This is a genomic window from Pseudoxanthomonas sp. LjRoot127 (genome assembly GCF_964253495.1).
GTDB lineage: Bacteria > Pseudomonadota > Gammaproteobacteria > Xanthomonadales > Xanthomonadaceae > Pseudoxanthomonas_A.
The window spans coordinates 3,228,916-3,241,197 of sequence record NZ_CAXUQR020000001.1 but is presented as its reverse complement, the minus strand read 5'-3'; the positions used below and the strand labels follow the sequence as shown (position 1 = coordinate 3,241,197).

Annotated in this window: 12 protein-coding genes; 7 read left to right on the top strand and 5 right to left on the bottom strand. The window is 70.0% G+C overall.

What is annotated here, in order from left to right:
- Positions 1 to 6: 6 nt before the first annotated feature.
- Positions 7 to 1,338 (bottom strand): alpha/beta hydrolase, encoded by a 1,332-nt coding sequence (locus ACSQ19_RS15260; protein ID WP_435998121.1) that lies wholly within the window; start codon positions 1,336 to 1,338, stop codon positions 7 to 9.
- Positions 1,339 to 1,526: 188 nt separating this feature from the next.
- On the opposite strand from ACSQ19_RS15260, the gene ACSQ19_RS15255 reads away from it, so the two are divergent.
- From ACSQ19_RS15255 to ACSQ19_RS15240, 4 genes are all read left to right on the top strand, one after another.
- Positions 1,527 to 1,679, top strand: a complete 153-nt coding sequence (locus tag ACSQ19_RS15255; RefSeq protein WP_296278279.1) for a hypothetical protein — start codon at positions 1,527 to 1,529, stop codon at positions 1,677 to 1,679.
- A complete protein-coding gene (locus ACSQ19_RS15250) occupies positions 1,676 to 2,146 on the top strand; it encodes a YaiI/YqxD family protein (protein WP_435998119.1) in 471 nt (156 codons plus the stop codon). Before ACSQ19_RS15255 ends, ACSQ19_RS15250 begins: the two co-directional genes overlap by 4 nt.
- Before the next feature lie 9 nt (positions 2,147 to 2,155).
- Positions 2,156 to 2,494, top strand: coding sequence for a DUF6122 family protein (locus tag ACSQ19_RS15245; RefSeq protein ID WP_435998117.1), 339 nt, complete (start codon positions 2,156 to 2,158; stop codon positions 2,492 to 2,494).
- A gap of 204 nt (positions 2,495 to 2,698) precedes the next feature.
- A complete protein-coding gene (locus ACSQ19_RS15240) occupies positions 2,699 to 3,040 on the top strand; it encodes a YkgJ family cysteine cluster protein (RefSeq protein WP_296278306.1) in 342 nt (113 codons plus the stop codon).
- Positions 3,041 to 3,060: 20 nt separating this feature from the next.
- Here the strand turns inward: ACSQ19_RS15240 and ACSQ19_RS15235 are convergent, their stop codons facing one another.
- A complete protein-coding gene (locus ACSQ19_RS15235) occupies positions 3,061 to 4,110 on the bottom strand; it encodes a S66 peptidase family protein (protein ID WP_435998115.1) in 1,050 nt (349 codons plus the stop codon).
- A gap of 80 nt (positions 4,111 to 4,190) precedes the next feature.
- Positions 4,191 to 4,373 carry a YgaP family membrane protein gene (locus tag ACSQ19_RS15230; protein WP_296278283.1) on the bottom strand — a complete coding sequence of 61 codons (183 nt, stop codon included), beginning with the start codon at positions 4,371 to 4,373 and terminating at the stop codon, positions 4,191 to 4,193.
- A 198-nt stretch (positions 4,374 to 4,571) separates the two neighbouring features.
- Here ACSQ19_RS15230 and ACSQ19_RS15225 point away from each other — a divergent pair, with 198 nt between their 5' ends.
- Together ACSQ19_RS15225 and ACSQ19_RS15220 are read left to right on the top strand one after the other, a co-directional pair.
- A complete protein-coding gene (locus ACSQ19_RS15225; protein ID WP_435998112.1) occupies positions 4,572 to 5,165 on the top strand; it encodes a dihydrofolate reductase family protein in 594 nt (197 codons plus the stop codon).
- 84 nt (positions 5,166 to 5,249) lie between these two features.
- The gene (locus tag ACSQ19_RS15220) at positions 5,250 to 5,732 is read left to right on the top strand and encodes a VOC family protein (protein ID WP_435998110.1); all 483 of its coding nucleotides are present in this window, start codon (positions 5,250 to 5,252) and stop codon (positions 5,730 to 5,732) included.
- Positions 5,733 to 5,755: 23 nt separating this feature from the next.
- On the opposite strand, the gene ACSQ19_RS15215 is transcribed toward ACSQ19_RS15220, so the two are convergent.
- Positions 5,756 to 7,894, bottom strand: a complete 2,139-nt coding sequence (locus tag ACSQ19_RS15215) for a prolyl oligopeptidase family serine peptidase (RefSeq protein WP_435998108.1) — start codon at positions 7,892 to 7,894, stop codon at positions 5,756 to 5,758.
- 176 nt (positions 7,895 to 8,070) lie between these two features.
- Between ACSQ19_RS15215 and ACSQ19_RS15210 the strand changes: the two genes are divergently transcribed.
- Positions 8,071 to 10,968 carry a ligand-binding sensor domain-containing diguanylate cyclase gene (locus tag ACSQ19_RS15210; RefSeq protein WP_435998106.1) on the top strand — a complete coding sequence of 966 codons (2,898 nt, stop codon included), beginning with the start codon at positions 8,071 to 8,073 and terminating at the stop codon, positions 10,966 to 10,968.
- 28 nt (positions 10,969 to 10,996) lie between these two features.
- Here ACSQ19_RS15210 and ACSQ19_RS15205 read toward each other — a convergent pair whose 3' ends face one another.
- The gene (locus tag ACSQ19_RS15205) at positions 10,997 to 12,139 is read right to left on the bottom strand and encodes a threonine aldolase family protein (RefSeq protein WP_435998104.1); all 1,143 of its coding nucleotides are present in this window, start codon (positions 12,137 to 12,139) and stop codon (positions 10,997 to 10,999) included.
- Positions 12,140 to 12,282: the final 143 nt, after the last annotated feature.

Below are 12,282 nucleotides of genomic sequence, written 5' to 3'. Positions count from 1 at the left end.
GCCGCTTCACGGCGGCGGCAGGATCTTCCAGAACATGCCCGCGCCCAGCTTCACCGACTGCAGTGGCTTGCGCTGCGCGGCGGGCTGGTTCGCGCGGAACATCTCGCGGATGTCGCCCATCACCTTGTCCGACTCCATGAAGTAGGAGTGCGCCAGCACGCTCTGGTCCACGCCGGAGACGTCGATGGTGTCCACGCCGGAGACCAGCACGACGCCTTCGCTGGTGTCGCCGGCGCGCGGCCCGCGGTTGACCTGCTTGGACGCCTTCAGCGCCAGGTCCTCCGACGACGCGTAGAGCGTGACCCGGCCACTCGCCCGCTGCAGCGCAGGCGCCAGTTCGGTGCGGAATACCTTTGCGTCGATGTCCGGTGCGGCGAGGATGATGCCGCGGAAGCGCCCGCGCAGTTCCGGCCGGCGGGTGACCAGGTTGCGCACGGCCTGGGTCAGCCCGCGCGTGCCCATGCTGTGCCCGATCACGTACAGGTTCTGCGCGCCGGAGCGGTCGGCGAGGTCGGACAGGAAGTTCTCGATGTACGGTACCGAGCGCGCGATGCTCTGCTCGTCGGTGAAGTAGCCCGACAGCGCGGCCTGCGAAGGCCAGCTGTAGAACACCGGTGCGCCGTCGAAGCGCAGGTCGTACGCCAGCTGCGCCGTACGCCGGGCGGCGTCGCGGAAGCTGACGTTGTACCCGTGCACGAACACGAAGGCATTGCGTCCGCGGGAGGTGCCCACGCGGTCGTAAAGGCGCGCGAAGAAGGGGGATTTATCCAGGCGGGTGACGTCCTGCAGGATAACGTGCTGCTTGGGATCCTCCTTGAATTCCAGCAGGTACCAGCGGGGCGATTCCAGTTCGCCGGCGACGTGGACCTTCGGGATGCTGATGCGCGCGGTGCCATAGGTGAGCTGGCGTGCGAGCGAAGGCGTGAAGCGATCGCCTGCGGGCAGCGAGGCGAATGCCGCCGCCGGCGCGCGGTTGGTGGCGTAGAACACGTCGACGTTGACGAAGTCCTGCTGCGGAGGCCAGCCCGACTGCGCAGCCCCGCGGGCCCGCGCTTCGCGCTCGGCCGCTTCGCGCGCCGTCGCATCGCGCTGCTGGCGCGCCCGCGCTTCGGCCTCGGCGGCACGGCGTTGGGCTTCGGCGCGCGCGGCCGCTTCGGCCGTGCTGCTGGGAGGTGGCGGTGGCGGTGGCGGTGGTGGCGGTGGTGGCGGCGGCGGCGGCGGTGGTGGCGGCGGCGGTTGCGGGCTCTCCACGGGCGGAGGCAACGGCGTCTCCTTGACGCGTTTCGCACAGCCGGCCAGCACCAGGGCCGCCAGCACCAGGCAGAGGATTCGCCGCATTCTTCACCCCATGGAAGGACGTCGGGACCGCACCCGTCCCCCGGGGGTGGCCGACGGCGGGATGGTAGCGCAGGGGCCGGCGCCGCAGCGAGCCTGCGGGCGCCGCATTCGCCAGCAGCGCGCCTGCGGGCTATCGTGTACGGGTACGGGCCGCCTCCGCACGCCCTCCCCTCACTGGAAGAACGCCCATGCCGACCCCCAACTACTCCTTTGAGAAACGACAGCGCGAGCTGGCCAAGAAGAAGAAGAAGGAAGAGAAGGACGCCAAGAAGCGCGCCGAACGCGACGCGGCCCGGACCGATGCGGGCGCGGAAGACACGCCGGCCGATACCCGGGAATGACCGAAGCGGCGGCGCCGCCCCCGCAGGTCTGGGTCGATGCCGATGCCTGCCCGGGTCCGGTGAAGGAAATCCTGTTCCGCGCTGCCGAGCGCGCGCAGGTGCCGGTCACCCTGGTCGCCAACCAGTGGCTGCGCACCCCGCCCTCGCGCTTCATCCGCGCCCTGCAGGTACAGGGCGGCTACGACGTCGCCGACGATGCCATCGCAGAGCGTGCGCGCCCGGGCGACCTGGTCGTGACCCAGGACATCCCGCTGGCCGCGCGCGTGCTGGCCAACGGCGCGCAGGCGGTAGACCCGCGCGGTGAGCGCTTCACGCCGGACGACATCGCCGAGCGCCTGTCCATGCGGAACTTCATGGACGAACTGCGTGGCGCCGGCGTGCAGACCGGCGGACCGGCCGCGTTCAGCGCGCGCGATCGCCAGGGCTTCGCCAACCAGCTCGATCGCTGGCTGGCCACGCGTCGCTGAGCCGCCGCCATGCCCGACGTCGAACTCCGTGCGCCGCTCCACCTGCTGCTGCACGTGCTGGTGCCGGTGGCGCTGGCGCGGCTGTGCTTGCCCAGGGACTGGAAGCGCGCCGCGCTGTGGATGCTGGCGGCGTGGGTCATCGACCTGGACCACCTGCTCGCCGATCCGGTCTATGCGCCCGGCCGCTGCAGTATCGGCTTCCATCCCCTGCACACCTGGCCGGCCATCCTCGTCTACGCAGGGCTGGCGCTGCCGAAGAAGACCCGCTGGTTCGGCATCGGCCTGCTCATCCATATCGCCCTCGATGGCATCGACTGCCTGCTGATGCAGGCATCGCACGCAACCTGACCCGCCCGTTCAGTTCCGGTGGCGCGCTTCAGGTACGCGCGGGACCCACGGCGTACGATGGCCGCGCTGCACCTTCCGCGTCCCGTCCGACCGCCGCCACCGTCGCCCGCTGCGCTTTCCTCCATGCGTTTCCGCCACGAGCACGGGCGGAGCGCCACCCCGGGAGCGCTCCATGCCTCGCGATCCGTTCCAGCCCCCCTGCCAATCGACGCCGCCCCGCTTCCGCGGAGGACGACACCGGTGAGTACCGCGGTACCGCTCTGCGAACGCTGCGACGCGGTCTGCTGCCGCCTGACCGTGGTGCTGCAGCCCGAGGACGGCGTGCCTTCGCACCTGACCACCCACACCGACGCCGGCCTGCACGTGATGGCGCGCGATGAAGAGGGCTGGTGCGTGGCGATCGATGCGGCACGCATGTGCTGCTCGATCTACGACACGCGCCCGGACATCTGCCGCCGCTTCGTCATGGCCGGCCCGTACTGCCACGATGTCCGCACGGACTACCGGGATCGCACGTCGCGCGGCATTCCGCTCACGCTGTACTGACGCGGCACCGGCGTCCGCCTTCAGGCGGCGAACACCGGCTCGAGCATGCGGAACGTGCCTGCGTCCGCGTCCATTTCCACCTTGCCGCCCACGGGCACGATGAACTGCTGCCGGATGTGGCCGATCATCGCGCCGCGATAGACCGGGATCTTCAGCGGCTTGAAGTAGTCGTCGAAGATCTGCGGAAGCGTCAGCGAGCCGAAGCCGCCTCCCGGGTCGCATTCGGTGCATTCGCCGAAGACGATGCCTTCGACCTTGTCCAGCGCGCCCATCAACCGCAGCGTGCTGAGCATGCGGTCGATGCGGTAAGGCGCCTCCGACACATCCTCCAGGAACAGGATCTTGCCTGCGAAATCCGGCAGGTACGGCGAGCCGGCCAGCGCGGTCAGCACCGTCAGGTTGCCGCCGACCAGTTCGCCCTGCGCCTTGCCGCCGGTGATCGTGACCGTGCGGTTCCTGCGTTGCACCAGCTCGTCGCCCTTGTCCGCGCTGTTGGCGTACTGCATCTGCTCGCGCTGGAAGAAGACCCGGCGGAACTGGTCGGCGTTGAACGCGTTCCAGCTGCCGATGCCGATGGGGCCATGGAAACTTGTCAATCCGGCCTGCGACAGCAGGGCGTTCTGCAGCGCGGTGATGTCGGAATAGCCGAGCAGGATCTTCGGATTGCGGCGGATCATGCCGTAATCGAGCAACGGCAGCAGGCGCGCGGCACCGGAGCCGCCCCGGGCGCAGATGATCGCCTTGACCCCGCGGTCGGCGAACATCGCATTGAGGTCCCCCGCGCGTTCGGCATCGGTGCCGGCAAGATGCCCGTAACGCGACGCCAGGTGCGGCGCCACCTTCACCTTGAGCCCCAGCGCTTCCATCGCCTCCTGCGCGAGCTGCAGGTCGAACGGCTCGTCGGTCGCGCCGGACGGACTGACCAGCGCGACCGTGTCGCCGGGATTCAGCGGCGGCGGCAGCAGGCGCGCGCGCGGCGTCGCCGCGAAAGCGTGCTGGCCGGCCGCCAACGGCAGCATCAATGAGGTCGCGGCCAGCGCGGCCGATCCGAGGAACTGTCGTCTGTGCATGTCATCGCCTGTCGTGGGACGGCGACCAGCTTAGCAAGACCACGTTCCTCGCCCGGTCGGTAGCGAGGCGGACCGGCCTCTCACCGCCTGCAGGTGTTGATGCCGAGCAGCCCATACAGCGGGCAGACATTGAACAGGCCCGTCACCAGCGGCACCACGCCGATCCATGCCCATGCCGGACCGCCCACCAGCGCCCAGCCGATCAGCAGCGAGCCGACGACGATCCGTACCCATTTGTCGAAACCACCCACGTTCGCCTTCATCTGCGTGTCCTCCGGGATGAGGTGCCAGCGTGCGGCGTGCCGCTGCGCCCCGCATTGATCGCGATCAAGATCAGGGGCGGCGAGCCGCGTTTTTCTCACCCGGCCTGTCGATTCCGCCCTCCCCGAGGCGTCGCAGGGATGAGGGCCGGCATTCCGTCCGGCCAGGCGCACACCATGGGAAGACTCGTTGCAGCGGCCATGATCAGTCTCGACGGCGTCATGCAGGCGCCTGGCGGGCCGGACGAGGACGCCAGCGGCGGCTTCACCCACGGAGGCTGGGTGTGGCCTTATGCGGGCGAAGACGAGGCCATGGATGGCCTGTTCGCGCAGCCGTTCTCGCTGCTGCTGGGTCGGCGCACCTACGACATCTTCGCCGGCTACTGGCCCCACGTGCCGGGCGAGGCACCGCATGGCGGCATCGCGGACGCGTTCAACGGCGCCACCAAATACGTCGCCACCCATCGGCCCGACACGCTCGCCTGGCCGCACAGCCACGCACTGGGCGCGGATATCGCGGCTGCCGTGCGTGTGCTGAAGCAGCGCAGCGGCCCCGACCTGGTTACCCAAGGCAGCAGCGACCTGCTGCACCAGCTGCTCGCGACCGATCTGGTCGACGAGTTGCGCCTGCTGGTCTACCCGGTCCTGTTGGGCCGTGGCAAACGGCTGTTCGGCGACGACAGCCTGCCCGCCGCGTTCCGGCTGGACGCCACGCGCAGTACCTGGGCGGGCGTGATCGTCAGCCGCTATCTGCGCGATGGCGATGTCCGCACAGGCACGTTCGCCGATCACTGACAGACCTTCGCTTCACCCGGTTTTTCCGGCCGGACGGCAAGATCGCCGCGCCGGCTTTCCTCCCTCCGACACTGGAGTTTCGCCATGACCCCGAAGAACACGATCTGCCTCTGGTACAACCGCGACGCGGAAGAGGCCGCGCATTTCTACGCGAAGACCTTCCCCCACAGCGCCGTGAAGGCCGTGCACCGCGCACCCGGCGACTATCCCTCCGGCAAGGCGGGCGACGTGCTGACGGTGGAGTTCACCGTCTGCGGAGTGCCTTGCATCGGATTGAACGGCGGCGACGCGTTCACGCACAGCGAAGCGTTCTCGTTCCAGATCGCGACCGATGACCAGGAGGAAACCGACCGGCTGTGGAACGCCATCGTCGGCAACGGCGGACGCGAAAGCGCCTGCGGCTGGTGCAAGGACAAGTGGGGCTTGAACTGGCAGATCACGCCGCGCGTGCTCACCGACGCCATGGCCAACCCCGACCGCGCGGTCGCCAAGCGCGCCTTCGAGGCGATGATGACGATGCGCAAGATCGATGTGGCGGCCATCGAGGCGGCCGTGCGCGGCGGCTGAGCCGCGCGCGCCGGGCCACGCGCCTACCTGTCCGTCGCCCGGAAGTCCGGCCTGCCGGCCTGCGCCAGGGTGAACGCATAGATGTCGGTCCACACCTCGTCCAGCTGGCTGCGGCTGGAGCCCATGCCGTGGCCGGCGCCGAAATCCAGCCGCAGCAGCACGGGCACCTTGCCGTCCTGCGCGGCGGCCAGGCGCGCGGCGTACTTGGCGCTGTGGAAGGTCGCTGCGCGCGGATCGTTGAGGCCGGACACCACCAGCGTGCGCGGGTACGCCGTGCCGGCACGGATGTGCTGGTACGGGTCCAGGTCGAACATGGTCTTGAACGAGGCCGCATCGGTGATCGGTCCGCCCCATTCCTCGATGTCCGCGTAGTTCTGCTCGGAGACGTAGCGCACCGGATTCATGAAGCCGACGTTGGCGATCGCGCCGGCGAACAGGTCCGGGCGCTCGTTGATCGCACCGCCCAGCATCACGCCGCCAGCGGAAGTACCGATCAGCGTCATCGTCTTCGATGAGCCCACCTTGTCGCGCATCAGCTGCTCGGCCACGTCGATGGCGTCGCGCCAGGTGGTGGCCTTGGTGCTTGCCTTGCCGGCGTAATGCCAGTCGCGGCCGAACTCGCCGCCGCCGCGCACGTTCGCCAGCGCGTACACGCCACCGCGGTCGAGGAAGGCGAGCACGCGCGCGTTGAAGCGCGGCAGCGCGGCGTAGCCGTAGGCGCCGTAGGCTTCCAGCAACACGGGTGTCGTGGCATCCAGGGTGGCGCCCTTCTTCATCACCAGCGTGTACGGCACCCGGGTGCCGTCGCGCACGGCGACCTCACTGCGCCGCGCTGCGTAGCCGGCGGTGTCGAACGGCAGCGGCGGCACCAGTGCGAGGTCCTTCAGCTGGCCGTCGCGCAGGTCGAGGCGGTAGACGGTCGATGGCGTGAACCAGCCGGTCATCGCCACCAGCACCTCGGGCGACGGTGCCCAGCCCTGCAGCGCAGTAACCTGGCCGTCGAACGGCAGCGCCAGCTTGACGGCCTTGCCGTCCTCGCCCACCCGCCACAGTCCGGAGGCCGGGCCGTCGATGGTGCGCACCAGCAGCCCGCCCTGCACGGCGAGGATCGATTCGATCACCGGCGTGCCCGGCAGCGCGACGATCCGCGCGGTCTTCAGGTCCGGCGCCGTCGCCGAGGTCTGCAGGATCTTCCCCCCGGAGGCCTGCTTCTTCGAGACCAGGTACAGGCGGTCGCCATCGACGCTGGAATCCACCACCACGTCGTCGAACCCGGCGACCGGCGTCCAGGTCGCGTTGCCCGTCATCGCGGTATCGGCATCGGCACGGTAGATCGCGATCTCGTTGCGGCCATCGCGGACGACGGCGAGCGCCGTGCGGCTGTCCGGATCGAAGATCACCGGTACGAACTGCTCGGCCTTCGCGCTGATGCCGCCCTGCCCGCGGCGGGCCAGCAGTACGTCCGGCGCGGTGCTGCCCAGGCGATGCAGGCGCGCTTCGTTGCCGACGAAGTACGTGGGCGTGCCCGGTTCGCCGACGAACTTGAGGTAGCTGAAGGCCTCGCCGTTGCGGGTCCAGCTCATCATCCAGGCGTGCGGAATGGCGACGGGCAGGAAGCCCCCGGTCGCCACGTCGAGTACGCGCAACGTGGAGTGTTCGGTACCGCGCCTGGACAGTGCGACCAGCACATGGCGACCGGTCGGCGACGCGGCCCAGCGATCGATCACCTGGTCGCCATCGGCATTCTTCAGCGTGGTCGGGTCGAGCAGCACGCGGGTGCGGCCATCGGCCTCGCGCACCATCAGCTTGGTGTCCTGCTCACCGGCCGCACGGATTTCGTGGAAGACGCGGCCGCCGGCCTGTTCGGCCTGACCGACGGTGGTGAGTTCGCCGGAGCGCGCGGCCACGTCGGCCAGCAGCAAGGCGCGGCCGGGCATCGCGGCGAAGACGCCCTGGGTGTGCTTGGCCTGCGCCTGCAGCCAGGGCATCCAGTCGGGGTCCTTGCCGCTCTCCATCCAGCGGTACGGATCGGTCACCTGCGTGCCGTAATAATCGTCGGTAACCGCCTGCACCTTGGCCACCGGCGCCTGCGCCAGGACCCCGACGAACGGACACAGCGCCACGAGCATCAACAGCGGACGGACCCCACGTGCAGTCGGCATTCGGCTTCTCCGGGTTGGGCCCACGGTCCCGCGGGCTGACCCGCCTATGTACGAGGGCGCCGGCGGGAACCGGCCAGCCGTCGCGTGCGACTCAACCGGTCGCCCTCGCGGCCGCTATCGACGTTGCTGCTAGCATGGCGCGTCACCGGTGGGGAGACCGATGCCTGGAATTCCGCATGTTCCTTGACGCACGGCGTACCTGCGCCCTGCTGGCCGGTGTGCTGGGCGCACTTCTCCTGTTTCCCGCCCACGCACTCGACGCGCGGCGGGCGATTGGCCAGTTCACCCACGTCTGGTACGAGAACCAGCTGCCCCAGGGGACCGTCCTCTCCATCGACCAGCAGGCCGATGGCGCGATCTGGCTGGCGACCTACGGCGGCCTGGCGCGCTACAGCGGCGACGGTTTCGAGACCATCGACCCGCGCGTCGCACCCGCGCTGAAGAGCTCGGCGATCACCGCGGTCAGCGCGGATCGCGAAGGTGGCCTGTGGGTCGGCACCCTCAACGGTGGCCTGTACCGACGGCAGGGACGCGCGCTCGAGCAGGTGGCGTTGCCCGCCGGCATCGAGAGCGTCTTCGGGATCGTCCGCGACACCTCGGGCAGCCTGTGGCTCACCACCAATGCGGGCGTGGTGCGGACCGCGAACGGCGCGCCCCGTCTGCTGGGCGACGCCGATGGCTTCCCGCCGCGCGGGTTCTACCGCGGCATCGTCGCCGACCGCGACGGGGGTGTCTGGATCGCGGCCGATGGCGTGGGCGTGGTCCACTGGCACGACGGTCGCGCACGGCTCTACGACGAACAGGACGGCCTGCCCAGCAATGCGGTGTACAGCCTGGCCGTCGACGCGGCGGGCGCGGTGTGGGTCGGCACCCAGTCCGGTCCGGCGTTCTTCCGCGAGGGGCGCTTCCACCGCCACCCGCGTGCGGCGGCGCTCGATGGGCGGCGCATCTACACGCTGTACGGCGACCGTGACGGCAGCGTCTGGTTCGCACCGCTCGACATGGGCCTCTGCCGACTGGTCGCGGGTGACTTCAGTTGCGACGACACGCTGGCCGGCCTGCAGGGCGAGACCGTGCGATCGATGTTCGAGGATCGCGAAGGCAACCTGTGGATCGGTACTACCTCCAGCGGCCTGCACCGGCTCAGCCCCTCCAAGCTGGTCACCGTCACGGGACAGATGGTGTCCAATGCGGTGCGTGCCGTCCACCAGGTGCCGGGCGGCGCGCTGTGGGTCGGCACCGATGGCGCCGGCCTGTCCCGCTACGAAGGCGCAGTACTGCGGCCGGCCGCGGCCTACAACCGACAGCTGCCCAGCCAGCTGATCCGTGCGATCCGTTCCGACACCCGGGGCCAGTTGTGGGTCGCCGGCACCGAGGGCGTGACCCGCTTCGACAGCGCCGGCCGCGCCCGCACCTTCGGCCTGTCGGACGGGCTGCCCGGCACGATCGTGTTCGCGTTCGCGCCCGCCCGCCAGGGCGGCATGTGGACCGGCACCCTGCAGGGCGTGGCCCGCATCGACGGCGAGCGGGTCGACGTGGTGGACGGCACCCGCGGCGACGACACCCGCGCCCTCTACGAAGATGCCGACGGGCGACTGTGGATCGGCCTGCGCAGCGGCCTGCGTTGCCTGTACCTCGGCAAGGTAGACAGCTGCGGCACCGATGGCCTGGCGGGCAGCAGCGTGTTCGCATTCCATCCCGCCGTCGACGGCAGCCTGTGGCTGGGTACCAGCGCGGGCATCGTGCGGATCCGCGACGGCAAGGTCACCCGTTATCTCCAGCGCGCCGGGTTCCATGGCGATGCGGTGTTCGCCCTGCTGGACGATGGTCGCGGGCACCTCTGGTTCAGTTCGAACCGCGGCATCGGACGCCTGGCGAAGGCGGACTTCGACGCGCTCGACCGGGGCGATGTGCAGCAGCTCGCGCCGCGCTGGTACGGCACCAGCGACGGCATGCTCAATGCGCAGGGCAACGGCGCATCGCAGACGCCGGCCGACCACAGCGACGACGGACGCCTCTGGTTCGGCACCGCGAAGGGCGTCGTCATCGTCGACCCCGACCGCATGCAGGGCAATGCCAAACCGCCGCCGGTCTCGATCGAGCGCCTGCTGGTGGACGGCGTGGACGTCGAACCGGCTTCGATCATGCGGCTGGGGCCCGGCGTGGAACGCCTGGAACTGCAGTTCGCGGCGATGAGTTACGTGGCCCCGTCGGCGGTGCGCTACCGCTATCGACTGGACGGCTTCGACCGCGCCTGGAGCGAGCCTGGCGCCGGTCGCGCCGCGTACTACACCAACCTGCCGCCGGGCGATTACGTGTTCCGCGTGATGGCCAGCAACAACGATGGCGTGTGGAATGAACAAGGCGCGCAGTTGCGCTTCACCCTGCTGCCGCAATGGCACCAGACCTGGTGGCTGCGCACGCTGGCGGCCCTGGCCGCGCTGGGGCTGGTGGCGGCGCTCGTGCGGCTGCGCCTGCGCACCGCGCGCGAACGCGAGCGCGCGTTGACGCACGAGGTCGCGCAGCGCACCGACGCGCTGCGCGAGGCCAACGAACGCCTCCAGCATCTGGCCGCCAGCGATGCGCTCACCGGTATCGCCAACCGGCGCGAATTCACCCGCCGCCTGCGGCTGGCCTGGGACGACCACGCCGCGCGCGATGCGTCGCTGGCGGTGCTGTTGATCGACGTGGACGACTTCAAGGCCTACAACGACAGCTACGGCCACCTGGGGGGCGATGCGGCGCTGGCGACCCTCGCGGCGGCCCTCGCCACCAGCCTGCGCGGCAGCGACGACCTGGCGGCGCGCTACGGCGGCGAAGAGTTCGCCATCCTGCTGCCGGATTGCGACACCGACACGGCACTGGGTCTCGCGCGACGCCTGGTGGACGACGTGCAACGTCTCGCCCTGCCCCATCGCGCGTCCAGCGTCGCGGACGTCATCACCGTCAGCATCGGCGCCGCCAGCCGGCATCCTGCGCGTGGCGGCAATCCCGACGCCCTGCTGCACGCGGCCGACGCCGCGCTGTACCAGGCCAAGGACGAAGGGAGGAATCGCGCGTTGCCGGCGAGCTGACGCGCGACGGTGGCGGACGCCGCCAGCGTTACCCCAGGAAGACGCTCACGTAGTCGCCAACGGGACGCCGCAGCAGCGTCGTATTCACTGCCAGCGGCACCCGACCTTCCTGCCATCGGCCGACGCGGATGCCCGCCTGCCGACCACGCTCGAATGCAGCGTCCGCGAGCGGCTGCGCCATGTCGAGCCAGAACAGATTGGATGCGTCCGCCGAACTGCGTTCGCGTACCTTGCCGCTGGCCACCAACGTGGCGATCAGTTCGCGCGCCTGCGCATGGGCCTTCGCGATGTCCGCCAGGAACCCCGGCAATGCGTCGAGCGCCAGCAGTGCAGGCATCCATCCCTGGTACAGCGTGCCACCGAACACGTGGCGCAGCGCGCGCGCCTGGGCGATGTCCCCCTTCGACCCTGCAAGCACCGCACCGAACGGTGCATCCAGGTACTTGTACAGCGATACGTACACGGTATCGAATTCCGCCGCGTATGCGGGCAGATCGAAGCCGGGCGGCGCCATCAGCAGGCGCGCGCCGTCCAGGTGCAGGCGCGCGCCATGCGCCCGTGCCAGTGTGGCGATGTCGCGTACCCGGGCGAGCGGGACCAGTTCAGCACCGGCCCGGCGCACGGGGCTTTCGAGCGAAACCGCCCCGATCCTCATGGGATACGGCCCGCTCTCCGAGGCGCTGATCGCGGCACGCACCTCATCCAGCGACGGGCTGGCGCGACCGGCCGCCAACGGCAGCAGGTTGAGCGAGGACAATCTCTGGGCGGCATCGCTCTCGTCGCGGTACACATGGCTCTCCTGTTGCACCAGCACGCGCTGGTGCTCGCCGCAGAGCACGCGCAGGGCCACGTTGTTCGCCAGGGTCCCGGTGGGAAAGAATGCACAGTCTTCCTTGCCGAGCATGGTGGCGAAGGCCTGCTCGAGACGGCCCACTGCACCCTGCTGCAGATAGCCGTCCCGCACGTCGGCCTGCGTGCGCGTAAGTTCCGCCAGCTTTGCCGCCATCGCCACCGGATCCGGCGGCGCGCTGTCGCCGACGAGCCACACGCTGCGCGCATCCACGGGCGGGAACACCGGGCCGGCCGGCGGCACTCCGCCCGCCGGAACGACGTCCGCGGCAGCCGCCAGCGCTGCGCCCAGCGAGCCTTGAAGGAAGGTGCGTCGGTCCACGGACATGCTCCGGCGTTGGCCATCGGGGTCTAGCCCGCATCGTACGGAGCCGTTCCTGCGGGGCGATGTGCCATTGGTGATGACCGTCGGACGAAGCGGATGCGGCAACCGGCACGCATGCGTGGGCCGACCGCGCCCATGAC

Excerpts from the sequence above, each read along its gene's own strand:
- ACSQ19_RS15260 (WP_435998121.1), bottom strand. The coding sequence starts at position 1,338 with ATGCGGCGAATCCTCTGCCTGGTGCTGGCGGCCCTGGTGCTGGCCGGC.
- ACSQ19_RS15225 (WP_435998112.1), top strand. The coding sequence starts at position 4,572 with ATGATCAGTCTCGACGGCGTCATGCAGGCGCCTGGCGGGCCGGACGAG.
- ACSQ19_RS15220 (WP_435998110.1), top strand. The coding sequence starts at position 5,250 with ATGACCCCGAAGAACACGATCTGCCTCTGGTACAACCGCGACGCGGAA.
- ACSQ19_RS15210 (WP_435998106.1), top strand. The coding sequence starts at position 8,071 with ATGTTCCTTGACGCACGGCGTACCTGCGCCCTGCTGGCCGGTGTGCTG.
- ACSQ19_RS15215 (WP_435998108.1), bottom strand. The coding sequence starts at position 7,894 with ATGCCGACTGCACGTGGGGTCCGTCCGCTGTTGATGCTCGTGGCGCTG.
- ACSQ19_RS15230 (WP_296278283.1), bottom strand. The coding sequence starts at position 4,373 with ATGAAGGCGAACGTGGGTGGTTTCGACAAATGGGTACGGATCGTCGTC.
- ACSQ19_RS15235 (WP_435998115.1), bottom strand. The coding sequence starts at position 4,110 with ATGCACAGACGACAGTTCCTCGGATCGGCCGCGCTGGCCGCGACCTCA.
- ACSQ19_RS15245 (WP_435998117.1), top strand. The coding sequence starts at position 2,156 with ATGCCCGACGTCGAACTCCGTGCGCCGCTCCACCTGCTGCTGCACGTG.
- ACSQ19_RS15250 (WP_435998119.1), top strand. The coding sequence starts at position 1,676 with ATGACCGAAGCGGCGGCGCCGCCCCCGCAGGTCTGGGTCGATGCCGAT.
- ACSQ19_RS15255 (WP_296278279.1), top strand. The coding sequence starts at position 1,527 with ATGCCGACCCCCAACTACTCCTTTGAGAAACGACAGCGCGAGCTGGCC.